Here is an 18,605-nt window from a genome sequence, read left to right on the forward strand (position 1 = left end):
TATGCAATTTTAAATTTTAGATGGCATTTCATATCCTTTATTTTAATTGGTGAAAGGGACTGAAATCTCATTGGTATAAGAACTAATAGTAATTCATCTTATAAAAAATAAATTGTTTATCAGAGTTAATAAGTTTAGATTTTTAAGATAATGAAATCAATTAGAAATCATCAATTAAATACTATAGAAGTATAAAAGTAACTAGATTAAACTATTTATAATGGTGAAAGACTATTTTTATTGTTTTAAATAAAAATTGTGATTAAGGAATTAATAGATTGAATTCAGGAATATGTAAGAAGATTAACAGGTCTAAGGAAGGATATTTAGACCTGTTGATTCTCTTCTATTGTGATTCTTTATCCATATATTCTTCCAACACCTGTTTCAACTTATCCAAATAACAAGTTCTTGATTTAGCCCTTGTTTTCATCCGGTGAAAAGCATGATGAACATCCCCTAAAGGAATCTGAAACAGTTCTTGAAAAACAGTAGCTATTTTCCTAATTTCTATTTTACCATGCCCGATAGAACCAGTTACATAAAGGGCATAGATCAGTTCAATAAGCGCATTTTGAGATTCAGACCAATGTAGAGTGGGAGACTTTACTTTATTTGATTTACTAGGATAAATCGTTTGCTTTTCTATAAAATCCAATTGATTTGTTAGATAGCTGTAGAACATATTATCAGCTATTATTTTAGCTACCTTGATATCATAATAGGTGGAGAACTCTAAATCGATTTTAAATGCCACGCTGCTTAAACCTTCTTTTAGATCTATATTTCCCCTTCTAAAATAAAGATGGTCCTTGTCTGTTCGATTGTTTATATAGTATTTATAAAAGCTAGATTTACTAATGTACTTTTTATTGTGATTTTTAAGCTGAGTAAGTTTTTTAGAAAAGAATTTTTTATCCAGATGCATTTGTCTGTTAAGGCTTGATTCTAGCCGGTAGATTTTATTGTAATAGATTAGTTTACCAAGGATAGTAGGCTTTACCACTTTAAAAAAATAGATTTCTTCTTCAAGGGTTAAGGTTGAATTAAGCAGATATGCACTTAACTGATATAAAATAAGCTGAAGGTTGTTTATAATTTGAACGATGTCTTCTGAAGGTAAAAGAAGATTTAAAGATTTTTCCTGATTTTGAATGCTTGTAAGCAGGCTATTAAAGTAAGTTTGGTGCTTCATAATACTTGTATTTTGGATTGGTTATTATTTTGCACGATTTTCAGAAATGGAAGTAAAACAAGGTAGAGGGGAAAGTACGTACTAGTCAATACGTATTATTACGTTTTAATGCTGCGGAAATTACGTATTGCGAATTTTGTTATTAATTCAGAGATTTATTTCATAATTTTAACATGTAGTATTATGAGTATCAGCAGTCAAAGTGGAAAGGTAATTACCTTAGAACAAGCAATAGAGTATACGCATACCTATCAAAGCGAGCACCCAGAAAAGACTAAATCCTTTTTTGTGGGACTAGATAAATTAAATCTGATATTATCACAAAATGATTGTATTGGTCTTCGAATTTATTTAGGTGAGAATCCAGATAACTCACAAGTCAATATGGTTTTAGTGGGAGTGGATAGTAATCAAGAAGACTTAACTATGGGGACTCTTTTGGAGGAACTTGTTCCATGTCCTAGAATCTGTCCTAAAAAAAGTGAATTAATAAAAAGAGAGTGATTTATCAAGTTCTAGTCTATATCGCCCTTACCCTTGGATTGGTTCCTTTAATCCTAGGTTTGTTTTGTAAAGACAGAGTTTTTACAAAACAATATTGGGGGTATATCCCATTAATTGGACTTATGGCTTTGGCAAGTGGCTATGAACTTGTTTGTAGTTATTTTCTAAAGATTAATAGCGATTATTGGTTTCAAATCTATACACTGTTTGAGTTTTTAGTTATCTTTTACTTTTTTAAATTCATATTTAATCAAAGACTTAGTAGGTATTTAGCTGTCTATCTAAGTCTTTTTTTATTGGTGTATTTATATACTTTTTGGTTTGTATTTCCTGTTGATGTATTAAAAAGTAAATCAATTGGCAAGATAGGGGTGAGTGTGTTGGTTTTTGCTGGAACTTTTTATTGGCTAGGCCAATTGTTTAGCCGCCGTAGTGTTGTAAGGCTTTATAATACCCCTGCATTTTATTTTATTGTTGGGCTTTTTATGTATTACCTCAATACAATTTTCTTTTTTGTTTTAGTGCCACATGTTTATAGTTTGAATCTGTATTTATATGACTATTGGATTGTAAATGTGATCGCTACTTTTTTTTTTCGAATAATGATAATTCTAGGAGTATGGAAAATGATTTAACCTTGATGTTTTGGCTAGGTACTGCTATGACACTTTGCCTTTTTAGTTTAGTACTAGTTTTGATCTACATCTATCAAAAAGGAATGATACGTCAATTAGAGCAGCAGCAAAACGTAAGAATTCAGATTGAGCATCATCAGATGCGAGCTTTGTCTCAAGAGATACACGATGGAATCTGTAGTGATCTAGCAGCTGTATTAAAATACATGGAACATCTAGACAATAAAAAGGACAAAAATAAAGAGGAGTATTTAATCACTTCTTTGAAAGAAGCAGTTCAAAGTAGCTATCAAAATGCCCTTAATCTATGTTACAATCTGTATCCTTCTGATATAGAAGAGTATCGAATTGTTGATATAATAAAACAATATGTTGGCAGAATTCAGAAAGTTGGTTTGATTCAAATTGATTTCACCACCAATAAACAGACGTTTGTTTTATCCAATACCCAAAAGATTGAACTCTATCGAAGTCTTCAGGAAATAATTCAGAACATCTTAAAACACAGCAAAGCTACGAAAGTTACAATCGGTGCGTATTGGAATATAAATCACTTGTTTCTAAAAATAAAAGACGATGGGATTGCCTATGACTTTATGGCTTTGAGTAAAGAGAAAAAGGGGATAGGACTTGTAAATATTTTAACTCGAACAAATCACATAAAGGCCATGTTTACTCACAAGAGCAGACAAGGGAATAATGATATAAGTATTAAAATAGACAGATTATGAGTATTCGCATAGCCATAGCTGATGATCATGTAATGTATAGGGGAGGTTTTGCCTTATCGTTGGATGCTATAAAAAATGTAGAATTAGTTGTAAGTGTATCTAACGGGCTGGAGCTTTTAGAGCATTTAAAAACACAAGAAGTAGATGTTGTTTTTTTGGATATCAGTATGCCTGTAATGGATGGGTTTACAACGGCAAAAGAACTTAATTTACAATACCCACACATAAAGATTATCATTTTAAGTAGTTACACTAATATTGGGCATATCAAGCGTATGATTGCTTGTAATGTATCGGGATATGTTTCCAAGGTAGCTAATACAGCCACTATAAAAAAAGCAATAAAGGTGGTGTGCAAAAAAGGCTATTATTACGATAAAGAAGTATATCACAAAATTCAAGAAAATCTAAATAATATTAGCCAAGGGACGACTTATTTCACTGAAAGAGAGCTGAGTATTATAAAGCTTTTTGCCTTGCAATACAGCGCAAAACAAATTGCAGATACTTTGTGTTGTAGTACAAGAACAGTAGAGAAACACAAAGAAGCATTACTTGAAAAAACGAAAAGTTTTAGCTTTATAGGTGTGCTTATGTATGCCTTATCTAATGGATATCTTCTACTAGAAGACATTGAATGATTTTATAGTAAAAATACGTATTGATTTGAATTATAGTGAATTGTAGTTTTGATTATCCCAAAATGCAACGACTATGAAAGCTAAATACGTCCTTATAATATCCTACTTCTATATTTTACTTTTTGTATATGCAGCCATAAGTAAGCTCATTACCTTTGAAGCCTTCCAGGTTCAACTAACACAGTCCCCACTGCTTAGCGCTTACGCCAATATCATTGCTTATTTAGTGCTAGGAGCCGAACTATTATTTGCTTTACTGCTTTGTACTAAAACAACAAGACTCCTAGGACTTTATCTTAGTTATGGGCTTATGGTTGCATTTACTCTCTATATTTATTTGATATTAAACTACAGCGATTTCATCCCTTGTTCTTGTGGTGGAATACTTGAAAAAATGGGATGGAACGAGCATCTGTGGTTTAACATCATTGTAAGTTTACTTGCTTTAGTTGCTTTGTTTTTTCAAGATCAGAAAAGAAAACGATTTTATCTAGGATTAATCCTCACAACAATTATAAGTAGTTTACTTGTTATTGTACTTTTTCTATCCTCAGAACATATCATAAAAAAAGAGAATCCTTTTATTAGAAGGTATTTGCCTCATGTTATTGATTATCCAAAAGTAAAAGATTTAGGATTTAATTCTTTTTATTTTGCTGGTGTTAATGCTGATACTATTTATTTAGGAAATACAACGGCCCCTTTGTTGTTGACTTCTATAACAGAAGATATGCAGTTTCAAGATGAAAAGATAGTTGAAATTCCGCAAATGGATCTTAATTATACAGATATTAAACTGCAGTTTTTAGATTCCTTATTTTTTGTAAGCGACGGTACAGTATCACGAATTTTTAAAGGTATGTTGCCAGATGTTAAGACAAAAGTAATAATAGAAGATAAAGGTAAATTTACCAAAGCTAAAGCTCTTTCAGATAACAAAATTGCTTTTATAGGTCAGTTAGTTGGCAGTAATCAAAGTGTACTTGGGTTATTTGAAATAGTTGATGATTCCATAATTCAAACTAAGGTAAATTCAGATTTTTTAGAAAAACAGATCGATGGAGTTTTTGATGTTGATGGAAATCTATCTTTTGATACAAAAACATCACTTGGTATTTACACTTATAATTATCGAAATGAATTTTTAGTATTTGATTCAGATTTGTCTCTTATTTCAAAGGGTAATACAATTGATACTATTTCTAAAGCTCAAGTCAAGGTTATTCAATTAAAGGATGGAACAGTAAAGATGTCTTCTCCTTCAAATCTTGTCAATAGCAAACAGTTTGCTTATAATGGAGATTTATTTAATCATTCAAAACTAAAAGGAAAAAATGAATCCAAAAGCCTTTGGGATGAATCTATAGTTATTGATGTGTATGATTATCAGTCAGCTATTTATCGTTATAGTTTTTCTATTCCAATTAAAGATAAAAAGCTATTTAGAGATTTCTGGGTGACGGATCAGTATTTCTATATTCTTGAAAATAAAGAATTAATCCAATATAGACGCATGCGTAAATAAGATCTACTATCTATTGGCCAAATAGAAAGTTACAGGAGTCCTGCTGAAAATCCTGTAAAAAAGAGTAAGCCAGCTAAAATATAATATTATGAAATTTAATTTTAAACAAGTCATATTACCTCTAGTTGTGGTGGGTATGGCAACAGTGGCAGCATTTGCAACAAATGCAGTAAAATCTAACTCTTTAGCCACACCAAGTGAGTGGGGATATGTTTATAATCACCAAAAGCAAGAGTGTGAATATAAAATGGATTGTAGTGAAGTACCTGGAGCTATTTGTACTTATTTAGATCAACAGGTATTTGGGGTAAATCGATTTGATGAATTTGGACAACCTATTCTATCGGAGTGTAGCGTACTACTTTATAAACCGCTAAATTAGACTTAAAGAATAAGCCGCATTTTGCGGCTTATTTTATAATTCAATCCAATGTTTATCAATCCCTTTTAGATGATAATCGAACCAATCTAAAATATATAGCGTTAGTTTTTTTTGATTTGATGGATCTAGTAGTACATGATCTTCTTTTTTAAAATTCAAAAGCATTGCCTTTTTGTTTAATCTTTTAAGACCTGTAAAGTATTCAAAACTTTGAAGGGCAGATACATTTGTGTCTAAAAAACCAGTCCACAGTAAAATAGGTGTTGATACGTTAGATAAATTCATCACATTGGTTATATCTGAGTAAGTTTGTATGTCATCTTGTAGTTTAGCATTAATCTTAAAAATTTGGTTTTCAAAGCGCTGATATCCATACATTCTCCAATTTTTTTTCACACTTAGATATTCACTTATAGCATTATGAACCCCAGCGCCTGATATAGCTGTTTTGAATAAATTGGTACGCGCAATGATATATCCGACTTCAAAACCGCCAAAAGAGTGTCCAATTAATCCGATATTCTCGGTATCAATACTTGGTAACTCAGTTACTTTTTCTACTGCTTTAAGCGTTGTCTCAAGAGCTATAGACCCAGGATTTCCTCCATAATTATCAATATCAGGGGATAAAACAAAATAGCCATGTTGTGTCCATAAATTGTAATTTACTCCTTCACTATTTTTATAAGTTGGAGGAAGGTAAGCGTATGAAGATTTAAATTTCTTTTCATATATATCGACAATTAAAGGATATCTTTTACTTGGATCATATTCAGCTGGATAATATAATACTCCTTTTTGTTCTTTATTATCTACTTGATAATGAATAACCTTTGTTTTACTCCATAGATAATTATTTAATTGATCACCTGTGTCAATGATGAGGTTTTCTGTATTATTTTTTAAATTAAAACAATGTAAGGATGGTGGGGTATTCTGCTTTGTTTTGTTGTATAAAACCTGATGATTGGTATAGATGATATTATCTATTTTAAAGTTGCCTTTAGTCAGTAAAGTGGATTTATGGTTAATTAAAAGTTCTAGTGCTTGAATCTGATTGCCATTACTTGTATACTCTAGTAATACTCCATGAGTATCGTCAAGCTGATCAATACTTTGATTAGAAATATTCTTTACAAAGTGAAATTTATTGTAACTACTTATGGAATATTGAGTATCTGAATTTGCATTTGTAATTGGTATTAATTTAGTAGGTAGGTCTTTTATAACATAAATATTTTTTGTACCACTTACATAAAGTGTTTTATTGTCTTTTGAACTTATAAAAATTCTGTTTTTAGGACCTTGGCCAACAAAGTCAGATACAGTATAAAAATAGTCATCTAAGTGTTGAGTCAAATTAGATGTTTGATTACTTAGTAGATTATGAAAATACCAGTTTTTATCTTTAAAATAAAATATACCATTATGTTGATCAGATAAAATGAAATGATGAGCGGGTATACTATCTAAAGTAACTTGAAAATTGGGCTTTTCAATATGCTTAACAGTTAGTTTAATATAAGCAGATTTGGTTATTTGATTACTATATAGGTCTGGATTATATTGTACATAGTATTTTGAATCTTCATAGGTTTTGGTAGTATTGCTATCTGTTGAATTCAACATGGTTAAGGTGTTGTTCTTAATATTTAAAACGCCTGTAGTACTTGGTTTTTGATGGATGTTTTTAGTATAAAAAGGTTTTTTTGTATACCATAGTTCAATCTCTGAGTCATCGATATTTATGCTTGTTTTTTGACTATAGGATAAGCAGAGATACTGATCAGTTACAAATGATGTCTGGTTTACCATAAGTTCAAAACCTTCTTGTTGGGTAGGAAGTGTTAGGGTTTTTAGTAGTTTACCTTTAGTGTTGTAAATAGTAAGTTTTACCTTGGACTGATCTTTATAGATAACAGCAATTAGTTCTTTGTTTTTATGATATAAGATTTTCTCTATACGTGTATTTTGATTTAGATGATTTAGATAGGTAAACTCACCAGATTTTAAATCAAATAAATTTACTTGATTATCGATTGTAAAAATAAGAGTATTGCCTAATTCTTCCCAAGTACTGGTTTTATTAATAGTAATGTGTTTTTGTTTTGATTTCAGGTCAATAATATTAATTAAGTAGTTGGTATTTACTTCCCTTGAAAATACCAATAAGTTATTTTCTTTGTATAGTTTAAAAAATGGAACCTGTTTAATGGTATCAATTTTTTGATTTATAGGATTAATGAAGTATAATGCCTTTTGTTTGGAGTCTCCAGCTATAAGTAATGTATCGGTATAAAATACAATTGCATTACCAGATGGATCTAGTTGCGGTAATTGGTAGTTTTCTTTAGTTGTCTGTAAAAAAAATTGACTAGACAAATCTCCAAAAATCTTTCGATATACAACATCACCCTTACTTGATATATCATAAGGGTGTATTGTGTACAAGCTATCATATTGTTTTTCTGGCATTAGAATTTGCCCTTGGATGCTAGTTATTATTCCAAAAATACTAATGAGAAGTGATACTGCTTTTTTCATTGTTAGTAGCTTATGTTTTGAGGAAGTAAATTTGGATTCAACAGAATTTCATTCTCTGGAATAGGAAATAGATTATACTTTGTATTCCAATTGTTTTTAATTGAAAGCATCGTGTTGTCAAGTTCAGAAAAACGCCTTAGATCAAAAAAACGATGGCCATGTTCTAAAAATAATTCATGTCGTCGTTCCTGTAGTATTGCCTTTAAAAGTTCTGTTTGATTATTAATTTGTATCGAGGGTAATCCGGCTCTGTTTCTTATTGTATTTAAATCATTACAAGACAAGTCATACACCTGTAATCTAGCGTAAGCTTCACTTCTAATTAGATACATTTCCTCTAAACGAAATACAATAGAAAATTCTTTAGAGCTTTCAGTTTGGCCATTTTGTTTGTATTTGTAAGCATGGTGCCATGCTTTATTACCTTGATCAATGGATTTAATCCAATGAGACTTTCTTTGATCGCTACTCTCAAACGATTCATATAATGAATTTGATAAGGAGATTAGATTTGGGGGGGCTGAGCTAAAAATGTAGTAAGAGCCTTCTTGTGTATTAGATTTATCAGCTGATTGATATTGCCAAATTGTAGATTTATTTTCTTTTAGAAATACTTGATTTAAATCTGTTTGTATTTCAAAGGAAGAATCATCAATTAATTGAGTTGAATATTCGATGGCTTTACTCCAGTTTTGTTGATAAAGAAATATACGCGAAAGAAGAGCTTGAGCTGCAAATTTATTAGGTTTAATTCGCAATGAAGAGCTATAATTGATAGATAATAGTTCTTCTGTTTTTTGTAAGTCAAGAATTAATAAATCATAAACACCTGATTTATTTAGTCTTTTTACCTGTTTGTTTTGCGTATAATTTGTGGTTGTTACATATGGGATATCCCCAAAGAGTTCACTCAGATAAAACAAGTAGAGACTTCTCATAAATAAGGCTTCTCCCTTTAACTGATCTTTAAACTGCTCATTTAATGTTATTGATTTATCTAATCCTTCTATAACTGCATTACATTGATATATTGCATTATAAGTAGTATTCCAGAGTTGTAAAATATCTTTATTTGAACTTATAATATTGGGGGTGTAAAAGTTTAAAAAAGATTCATTTTGTGTGTTACAATTTAGCTCATCGGTTAATAATCCGAGTATGGATCCAATTCCATTTTGATCTCCACTTAAAATAGCTTTCGTTAAGTATATATTGGCCATTGCTGCAGTTGCAGTTTTCTCATCTTGAAATACAACAGAGGAGTTAAGTTGAGAATCAGGTTCATCTATTGTTGTAAAAGATTCACAGCTAAGTGTACTAATTAAAATAAGTATAACAAAGCACAATTTGATTATATAAAGTAAATGGTATATCGTTTTCATAATTTAAAAAGTTAAGTTGATTCCAAAAGCAAATGTTCGAAGAGGGGGAAGGAAGCCTGTTGTGGTAAACTCAGGATCGTAACCTTTATAACGAGTCAAAGTCCAGATATTTTGAGCTTGAATATAAACCATAGCATGGATTCCATTAAGACTCTGTGATGGTAGTGTATAGGATAGATTGATATTTTTAAGCCTTAAATAAGAGGCATCAGAGACTACTTGATCACTTGTTTTATAATCCGAATAAGCTTTAATTACATCAGGGTTATTTGTTGTTAATATTTGATAATCAGCAACAGGCGCGTACTGATTCCAAGAATTGTCATAATAGTCTACAGAGGTATTGTTTAAAGCACCTGGTCTATTAAAGAAATACAAGTGATTATAATTTCTTTGTTTAACAAATTGAAATAGAAAACTCACAGATAAGTTTTTATAATTAATGGTATTGGTTAAGCCCCCAAAGAATTTTGGGAAAAATGATTCGATTATTTTCTTATCATCAATTGCGCTGAGGTTACCATCATTATTAAAATCTTTAAAAGTGTATATTCCAGTTTTAGGATCAATACCTGTATATTGATATAGTTTAATGATATTAATGGGCTGGCCGATTATATACTGATTTGAGTAGGTTGATCCTTCAAGATTTGGAAAGGATACTAATTTATTTTTTGGAATTGTCAGATTAAAGTCAGTTGTCCAGCTCCATTTTTTTTGTTTGATATTTTGAGTGTTAAAGGTTATTTCAACTCCTTTGTTTTCCACTACAGCATTTAAATTAGACTGAATAGAGGAAAAACCAGTGGTCCCAGGTAATGGTGTTCCAACGAGTTGATTGGATGAGCGATTATTATACCATGCAATAGTTGAGTTTAATCGATTCTCAAATAAACTAAATTCTAAAGCAATTTCAAGTTTCTTGGTTTTTTCCCAACTAAAATTAGGATTGTAAAGCCTAGATGGATATAACCCAATTACATTATCGTATTTTCCTCTTGACAGGGTATAGGTATCTAAATACGCATAGTCTCCAATGTTATCGCTTCCAGTTACTCCATAACTAGAGCGAAGCTTTAAAAGATTAAGCCAGGAGAGATTATTTAGCCAAGATTCTTCAGATAAAACCCAAGCAAATCCAATAGCTCCAAAATTTCCGAGCTTATAGTTTTCTCCAAATCTAGAGGATCCATCTCGTCTAGCAGTAAGGTTTAAGTAGTATTTATCAGAGAAGTTGTAATTTAACCTAGCAAATATAGCGCTGTAACGATACGTGGAATTGATTTGCGAACTAACATCCACAGTCGATGCGGATTTTAGATTATGTACAAAGGAATTTGAAGTAAAACCTAAGGCATATAGTCCAAGAGAAGTAAAGGTGTTTTCTTGAAATGTACTCCCTAGAATATAATTGAATTTATGCCTACCGATTTTAAAATACCCATTTAATTGAGGTTCAATAATCCAGCTACTTGAATTGCTAGTGGCATACTGTACACTTGTTTTCTCAGGTCCATATCCATAAGAAGGATTAAATCTAGTATGTAATGCTATATTGTATTGTTGAACTCTACTATCGGAATAACCAGTATTGATTTTAAAATTTAATAAATCATGAAAGGCATATTCAAGATTTAAGTTAGAACTTAATCCTTTAGAGGAAGATTGATATAGACTATTTAATTGTGCTAAAGGGTTTTCAAAAGTATTGTCTTGCCAATTTAAACTACCATCTTCTTGAAAAAGATTAGGGGCATTTGGCGCAAGATTTCGACTTGTAGAGGTGAGGTCTAAAGTCATAAGATTATTCTTCTGTGTATTGTAATTCACAGAGAAATTCAAACGTAGTTTTTCATCTTGATTTTTGTGATTAACAAAGAAGGATAATGTATTTCGTTTGTATGTAAAATCACCAGGAAAAACAGTAGTTTCTTCGTTGTGATTTCCACTTAACATAAATTGAGTGTGCTTATTGCCTCCACTTAAACTAGCTTGTAGAGTTTGAGCTTTAGCAGTTCCACCAATTAACTCTTTCTGCCAGTTGGTATATTTATTTTTATCCCAAGTTCCATTTAAATCATAAGCATTATCTGGATAGGTAATAATATTATCATTTTTAAATGCTTGTTCTCTAATACTTAGATATTGAGCAGTATCTAATAGGTTTAAAAACTTAGCAACGCTACTAAATGCTGTTGAACTATTAATTGTTAGTTTTGTTTTTCCCGATTTTCCTGTTTTTGTAGTAACAAGAACTACTCCGTTAGCCCCTCGTGAACCATAAATGGCAGTAGCATCTGCATCTTTTAGTATTTCAATACTTTCAATATCATTGGGATTGATAGAGTTCAAAGGATTTGATTCACCAAGGGGTAATATTCCTCCAGCTAACAATCTTGAGTTATCCTCTGTAAAAGGAACTCCATCAATAATATAAAGTGGAGTGTTTCCATCTCTTCTTAAACTATTGCGACCACGTATCTGAATATCAAATCCCCCACCAGCGACTCCGGTATTTTGAGTAATATTAACTCCCGCCATTCTACCCTGTAGAGCTTGAAGTGGATTAACAACGGGTTGAAACTCGATATCCTTAGCTGTCACTCTTGCAATACTTCCAGTGCGTTCTCGGTCTTTTACTGTGTAGTAACCAGCATTAACTACAATTTCATCAAGGGTGGTAGTATCCTCAAGTAGTTCAATATTTAAAACGAGTCCCATACTACTTGAGTACACCATGGATCGCTCTTTATAACCGAGCATTGAAAAAGTAATCTTATCTCCAACGACTACATCAATAGTATATTTTCCATCAAGATCAGTTGTCACTGCTTTACGCCCAACCGATACAATCACTCCACCAAGAACACCTTGAGCATCTTTTACAGTTCCTGAGAGTTTTATAATTCCTTTTTGCTGCTTATCTTGCAATAGGTAAGAAGCACTAAAAAACAAATGATTATCATTTGATACGGCATAAGTTGGATAGCCAATTAACAGGCTAACAAGCATAGCTATCCTATAACCACAAGTGGTCAAAATTTGAATTTTCATAATTTTATAATTGATTTTGATACAACAAGCCTTTAAATCATCAAGATTCATATTGCCGTAGTACTTTGATCGGCCAGTTGCACCAAAAGGTTAGTTAATGGGTAATTTGTAATAGATAATAAAAAACTATCTCCTTCACTCTAAGCACGTCTCCCAAAATGCACAAGAGCAAGGAGATAGCCATGGACTTTTAGCATGGCTCAAAACTCCCTTTAAGCCACACAATGTTTTGTGAGTTTTTGTGCTTACTATAGGTGGACGTCTACATTATAACCAACCCAGATTCACCAACATAGCAAGCGGTTTTTTCCATAATAAAATAGTTTTAAGTGTGATTAATAATTAATAATAGAACAGAAGGAAAGTCTTATTTCATAGCATTTTTCCCTTACTAACTAATTAATATTGCCCTATAATCGAATGGATGAACGAATTATATAGGTATGAATTACAAGGCAATAGATATCCTGTACGCATCCAAAAACTATTTTTGGACCTAGCGTAAAAGTGTATTATGCTAACTAAATAGATAATAGGGTAGCCATCCAACATCAAACAAGTCATGCTAGATACAACTACAACAATGTGATTTAGTTAAACTAAAATTTAATCATAGGCTAAATGTGAGTTTAGTTACTAATTTGTTGTTTTAATAAAATGTAATAATTGATAAATTCTCGAATAGAACATTCGATAAGTCCATTAAGGATAAGGTTTTGTTTGTATTTATATCGAATAAATACAAAACAATTTTTCCTATTTGTTCCCCCTTTACAGCCTTGTTTGGGAGACAGGCTAGAATTAAAGGTTTGTATTATGAAAGTTTTAGAGTAGCTAAAAATTAAGCTATTAGTCTAAAACTTTTGCTCTCTTGGATAGCCTAGTGTAGGACACTAGACTATCACATTTTATCATCTTTTACTTAAAGATTACTAGTAATGATAAGTTTTCTTCTTGGAAAACATTAAGAAAGGATTTACTTTTAGAGTGCGAATCATTTAAAGAAAACCAATCTTGCTTAAAATACTAGTGTTTTAAGTAAAGATGTGGTGTAAATAAACTAAGGAATCACATCCTTCTTTTATTACCCCAATTTGTATGAGAACAATTTGAAGTTTGGACCTTATACTGTGTTTTTCTTTTAAGAATCACAACAGTGAGTAGTTAAAACAAAAAATCGCTCACATAGATTATATGAACGATGTTTCTCAAAAAAGTTAATGGAATACATATATAGAAATACTAATAGGTGAACTCCAATGCTTAAGAAAGCGGCATCGCAAAGCCTCATGACAAAGTCATGTTTCCACAAAAGGCTTACATGAAGTTCGCCCTACTAGATTTACAAAAATAGTAAAATCTAATAGATATAGTGGCGAACTCAAGTGTACTCATGTGGAATATTTGCGATTTTCTTTCATGAGAGACATCCAGTATGAAACACAAAATATTGTGTCTCATGTTTTCGCTGTCGAAAAATATTTATTCAAATGTAACAAAAGTTTGAGTATAACACAAACTTTTGTTCAAATAATGCATATATGAGTAATTTTAAAATTAAGAATAGGCTTAAAGAAGTAGCTGAGCTTAGAGGGGTTAGCAATAAATTGATCGCTATGCTTCTAAATGTCCATTATACAACTGTGAGTCATTGGATGAATAATCGTTATCAACCTAGTAATGTTAATGTTGGTAAATTATTAGATTTATTGGAAGTCGATTATAATGATTTGATTTTAACTGAAGGTACTACGAATTATACAGGATTAGGTAAGTTACTTGAGGAAGAGTATATATATCTAACTAAGGTAAAAAAACTACCTTATGAAATTATAGAGTTCAATCAAGAAACAAAAAAAAGTAATAAAGTATATAACCCGAAAATTATAGAAGCTCTTAAGAAGTTGGAAAAGAAACATACTAAAGAATAGACATGATTAGTATAATATACCTTAGGTCAAATCTAAATTATTGTATTATTAACTATACTTGAGGATAAAAAGAGAATAAATAAAATGGGAAGTATTTATTATTTTTATTAAATTTATGCGACGGCTAACTTTTTAATAAGTAATTCACCTGATTTTATATCTAACCAAAAAATATAATTAATGACTTGGTATGATGAAAATGAAACAGAAGAGGAATATTTAAACCGGACAGATACTGCATCTACCTTCGGTGTAGGATTACTTAGATTATTGGGTGTGTTGTTTGTTATTGCCCTTAAATTTGCCATTATTTTTGGATTATTTGTTTTGTCAGCATACTCTATATCAAAAAAGTTAGTTGGGCAAGAGGCTACCAGCTTTCAGATTTGGGGATCTACCTTATTAATTACTTATCTCCTATTTTGTTTTATTTATTTTCTTAAAGGTATTGTAATCGGATTCCGCTTAAAGAGAAGTATGTTATGGATATTGCCATGGGTAGTTTGTGTTTTATTTTGTTGCGTCGCCCCTGCATACATTGTGAAGACCCTAGTTTTATCACAGTTTCATCCATCAAATAGAGAAGAGCTCTGGAGTGTTATACTAAGTTGGGGAGCCTTTGTAATTTCACTATTGTACATCTATAATATGTATCAGTTTAAAACTCCAAATGCTCCATATATTTTGCGCTGGGCTTTTTATTTGGGAGTAAAAGTTTCTTGTTATCAAAAAGTGACTTTTGAACAATAAAATAACGATTTTCAGTGATACTTCTATATAATAAATATGTTGATATTTGTTAGTACATAACAATAGATGCTATGAAAAATGAGATTACTAAGAACAACTTTCCAGAACTTCGTTCCGTACCAAATTGGTTTCTCACTTGGTTGAATCGTATTTTTATTGTTGTCATATTTGGTCTTCTTTTTATTGCATTTTATGCTATTCCCATACTGTTTCATGTTGATGGGACAGTAAATGCAGAAGAAATCTCCATATTTTCTTTATTTTACTATCCCTTGATCATTTGGTTAAGTTATCTTGGACTGCGTCACTTTAAAAAGAGTTTAAGAAATACAATTGCCCATATAATTGTAAATAAAGAAGGTGTATCTTATATAAAGAGTAATGGTTCTGTAGAGTTAATTAGTTATAAGCAATTAAGTAGATCAAATAACTCTGCGGTTATAGTATGGGATGTTTTTACAAAGAAATTAAATCGGTATGGTCCAATGGAACTAAAAGTATTTTGTGACGGTCAGCCTAAGACGGTATACTTCTCAACACATGTCTATAATTATTATTCAGGTAACAGACACTTATTGCGTAGACATTTTATACAAGGAATAAAGTTATTCAGGCCTGATTTAAATATCGCACCATATGTATACTCTGAATTTTACATTAATCCTAAAACTTTTGAATATAATAAAAAATCCCATTTAAAAGTGATTATACTATCTACACTATTTTTAATCTTAATTTTAATAGCGATTGATTTGTATATGCAGTGTCGATTTGGAGAGTCATTGCTCTTTGATTTTCTTTAAAGTAATATTCTTCCAAAATAAAGGATGTATGTAGTTTATGCTATGAGTGCCAAAATTTTATTACATACGATTTTTCTTTAAGGCGTTTAGTTTTTCTATAATGGGAGGATAAGTAAACTCAAAATTAATAAATTGTCCAGCTTTATTTACTTCTTTGGCAAATACTAAAAATTCATCTAAAAATTCATAAGGTTGCTCTAGCTTATCTTTAAAAGCATCGGATTCGAGATATTTTATAAAATTATCTTGGGAACCAAATAATTTAGGTAGAAAATCACTTGGTAATCCAAGCTTTAGTGAATCTCTACCTATTCCATATAGATCATGAGGTGTTACACAATAGACTAAAAATTCATTATATAATTTTGGTATAATTGTATATAATAGTTTGCGCTTGTTTTCTTCAATAATTTTTTCAGTCGATTTCCACGAATTAGAACTTAGTTGTTTCCAATCTTCAACAAAACATAGTCTATAACAATGCCAAAAATTTTTGTCTATGCTAGTAAGTGACTTTGAGTCATTTTCAAAGCAATAAATTAAATACTCTTCAATTTCATGTTTATTAAAGGGAATATTAAAATCAGAGCTTGTGCCATGTTTATCATATAAATGTTTTACAAAATCGGTTTCAAAGTAATAATATTCCTTTTTTTCATAAAAAATTGATCGAAAAAAAACTTTAATTTCACTCTCATCTTCATACCAAGATTTTCTTATAAGTTGGTCCTGGTAATTACTTATGTTAAGATCTAAAAAATCGAAATCAATACTATAATAATTTAAATGTACTGAAACAGATTTTAAATTAGCAATATAGAAAAGAATTCTAATGAAATTTTCATATTCTGTTTTGGATTTTATGTCTTTGTGAATCTGTATTTTATAGAGAAATAAAAGTAATCCGCCTAATCTGTCTTGTATATAGGCTTTATCAATAATATTCTTTTTCTCTTGATATGATGCTTTCATAAAGACATTAAATTCGGCATTTGTAATTTCTGAATCGCTGATTTCATCTTCAAAATAACGATAGTAATTATGCCCGTATATTAATGAATTACGGTCTATATTATTTGTCCCATTGCTAGGATTAAAAATTCTTTCACAAATTAGACTTATAATGCTTAGATCTTCTTCACTAAATATTTTCAATGAAGTAATGTCCTCTTTTAATAATGAATCTTCAAACACTCTACCAAAGGAAGCAAAAGAATTGTCTTTTCCCTCTTTCTTTCGTAAGGTAAAATGTGTATACTTATAGTTTCCCATGGATTTGTCCTTGTTGACCTCAATATATGCTTCTTTATTAAAAAGTAACCTATATACATCATAGTATGAAAATTTTAAAAGTTTTATTAATATAAAGTCCTCTAAGTAAATATCATGTTTCACTTTTTCGATACTGATTTTAAACTCATTTAAAAATCTTTTTGCATTTCGTATGTTGTTTATGGATTTGAAAATATTTTCATCATTATATAGAATAAAGGTATCTAGATATCCAAAAAAGGCTTGTATCTCATGTTGTCTTTCAGGAATAATTTGTAATATTTTTTCTTTTATAAAATTATTAATTTGTCCCTGTGTAATTGGGGGTAAAGGAAATTCTTTCAAAAAAATTTTCTCATAATATTTATTTGAAAAGGGAATATTATATTTCTCCAGAGCTTCATTTAAATAGGCTTTATCATATCCAACAACATAATTAAATACATCAAATGAGGCTGTATTTCGAATTAATTTCAAAACTTCAAAAACTTCATTTGGCTGCAATCGATCTAAATCATCAAAAAATACAATTACTTTTTTATCTAATTTATTTAATAGGTTATTAAGAGTATTAAAATCCTCAGATAAACTATTGTCTGGAATCACTTTAATAGCATTTAGTAATGTTTCTGTTACAGAGTTTTTATTTATAGATAAGACGTTATTGCCATATTTCTTTATTTGCTTTGAAATATCAAGACTATAAATGCTTATTTCTTTTTCAACAGTATTAAAAAAATCATTAATAATTGAATTGATAGAAATATTTAGCCAACTATTAAAGTGAACAATGATATACTTATTATCGTCCTTGAAAGATTTTTCAACAAAGCCCATAAAAGAAGTTTTTCCATTTCCCCATTCTCCAACAATTCCTATGGCTAAAGAAGTTTTAGATTTGTTGCCTTTTATTAATCGTGATACTTGGATTGCTTTTTGTCTTCTATTTAAAATATCTTCATCTGGATTATTAATAGGGCTATCATCAAAGAAATCAGACTCTTCACTATTTGAACGCTTATTTTGCCCCCAAAACCCTAAAAGTAAAATTACAGGTATTATCGCTAAAATAAAAAGCACATCGAAATATTTTATTTTTGGGAGATAATACATTTCTAATAACGAACTTTCATAGTTAAGACGTATATAGATACAAGCAATTAATAAAAAAAGGGAGTAGACTATATAACTGTTCTTTAAATAAAATCTGATTTTTGATTTTGAATACGTCCAAAAAGATAAAAGAAGAATAACAG

Annotated in this window: 14 protein-coding genes; 9 read left to right on the forward strand and 5 right to left on the reverse strand. The window is 30.3% G+C overall.

Going from position 1 to position 18,605, the window contains the following annotated elements; all coding sequences use genetic code 11:
- Positions 1-346 precede the first annotated feature (346 nt).
- Positions 347-1,195, reverse strand: coding sequence for an RteC domain-containing protein (locus AWV75_RS05915; RefSeq protein ID WP_060873508.1), 849 nt, complete (start codon positions 1,193-1,195; stop codon positions 347-349).
- A gap of 183 nt (positions 1,196-1,378) precedes the next feature.
- Here AWV75_RS05915 and AWV75_RS05920 point away from each other — a divergent pair, with 183 nt between their 5' ends.
- The 6 genes from AWV75_RS05920 (at position 1,379) to AWV75_RS05945 (ending at position 5,613) form a co-directional block, all read left to right on the forward strand.
- Positions 1,379-1,699: a hypothetical protein gene (locus AWV75_RS05920; protein ID WP_060873509.1), complete on the forward strand. Its 321-nt coding sequence runs from the start codon at positions 1,379-1,381 to the stop codon at positions 1,697-1,699.
- On the forward strand, positions 1,696-2,334 hold the full coding sequence (locus AWV75_RS05925; protein WP_060873510.1) for a hypothetical protein: 639 nt from the start codon (positions 1,696-1,698) through the stop codon (positions 2,332-2,334). Before AWV75_RS05920 ends, AWV75_RS05925 begins: the two co-directional genes overlap by 4 nt.
- The gene (locus tag AWV75_RS05930) at positions 2,319-3,065 is read left to right on the forward strand and encodes a sensor histidine kinase (RefSeq protein ID WP_060873511.1); all 747 of its coding nucleotides are present in this window, start codon (positions 2,319-2,321) and stop codon (positions 3,063-3,065) included. Before AWV75_RS05925 ends, AWV75_RS05930 begins: the two co-directional genes overlap by 16 nt.
- Positions 3,062-3,706: a response regulator transcription factor gene (locus AWV75_RS05935; protein WP_060873512.1), complete on the forward strand. Its 645-nt coding sequence runs from the start codon at positions 3,062-3,064 to the stop codon at positions 3,704-3,706. The genes AWV75_RS05930 and AWV75_RS05935 overlap by 4 nt, the downstream gene beginning before the upstream one ends.
- A gap of 73 nt (positions 3,707-3,779) precedes the next feature.
- On the forward strand, positions 3,780-5,231 hold the full coding sequence (locus AWV75_RS05940; RefSeq protein WP_060873513.1) for a MauE/DoxX family redox-associated membrane protein: 1,452 nt from the start codon (positions 3,780-3,782) through the stop codon (positions 5,229-5,231).
- Positions 5,232-5,319: 88 nt separating this feature from the next.
- A complete protein-coding gene (locus AWV75_RS05945; protein ID WP_060873514.1) occupies positions 5,320-5,613 on the forward strand; it encodes a DUF6520 family protein in 294 nt (97 codons plus the stop codon).
- A gap of 33 nt (positions 5,614-5,646) precedes the next feature.
- Here the strand turns inward: AWV75_RS05945 and AWV75_RS05950 are convergent, their stop codons facing one another.
- From AWV75_RS05950 to AWV75_RS05960, 3 genes are read right to left on the reverse strand one after another with little or no spacing between them, the layout of a single operon-like run.
- Positions 5,647-8,157 (reverse strand): alpha/beta hydrolase family protein, encoded by a 2,511-nt coding sequence (locus tag AWV75_RS05950; RefSeq protein ID WP_060873515.1) that lies wholly within the window; start codon positions 8,155-8,157, stop codon positions 5,647-5,649.
- Between the two features lie 2 nt (positions 8,158-8,159).
- Positions 8,160-9,539: a RagB/SusD family nutrient uptake outer membrane protein gene (locus AWV75_RS05955; RefSeq protein ID WP_060873516.1), complete on the reverse strand. Its 1,380-nt coding sequence runs from the start codon at positions 9,537-9,539 to the stop codon at positions 8,160-8,162.
- A gap of 3 nt (positions 9,540-9,542) precedes the next feature.
- Positions 9,543-12,593, reverse strand: coding sequence for a SusC/RagA family TonB-linked outer membrane protein (locus tag AWV75_RS05960; RefSeq protein WP_060873673.1), 3,051 nt, complete (start codon positions 12,591-12,593; stop codon positions 9,543-9,545).
- 1,541 nt (positions 12,594-14,134) lie between these two features.
- On the opposite strand from AWV75_RS05960, the gene AWV75_RS05965 reads away from it, so the two are divergent.
- From AWV75_RS05965 to AWV75_RS05975, 3 genes are all read left to right on the forward strand, one after another.
- Positions 14,135-14,524, forward strand: a complete 390-nt coding sequence (locus tag AWV75_RS05965) for a helix-turn-helix transcriptional regulator (RefSeq protein WP_060873517.1) — start codon at positions 14,135-14,137, stop codon at positions 14,522-14,524.
- 180 nt (positions 14,525-14,704) lie between these two features.
- A complete protein-coding gene (locus tag AWV75_RS05970; protein ID WP_060873518.1) occupies positions 14,705-15,274 on the forward strand; it encodes a hypothetical protein in 570 nt (189 codons plus the stop codon).
- A 71-nt stretch (positions 15,275-15,345) separates the two neighbouring features.
- Positions 15,346-16,077, forward strand: a complete 732-nt coding sequence (locus tag AWV75_RS05975; RefSeq protein ID WP_060873519.1) for a hypothetical protein — start codon at positions 15,346-15,348, stop codon at positions 16,075-16,077.
- A gap of 60 nt (positions 16,078-16,137) precedes the next feature.
- Here AWV75_RS05975 and AWV75_RS05980 read toward each other — a convergent pair whose 3' ends face one another.
- Positions 16,138-18,429 (reverse strand): KAP family P-loop NTPase fold protein, encoded by a 2,292-nt coding sequence (locus tag AWV75_RS05980; protein WP_197429558.1) that lies wholly within the window; start codon positions 18,427-18,429, stop codon positions 16,138-16,140.
- Positions 18,430-18,605 lie beyond the last annotated feature (176 nt).

This window comes from Myroides odoratus, from assembly GCF_001549985.1.
Taxonomy (GTDB): Bacteria; Bacteroidota; Bacteroidia; order Flavobacteriales; family Flavobacteriaceae; genus Flavobacterium; species Flavobacterium odoratum_A.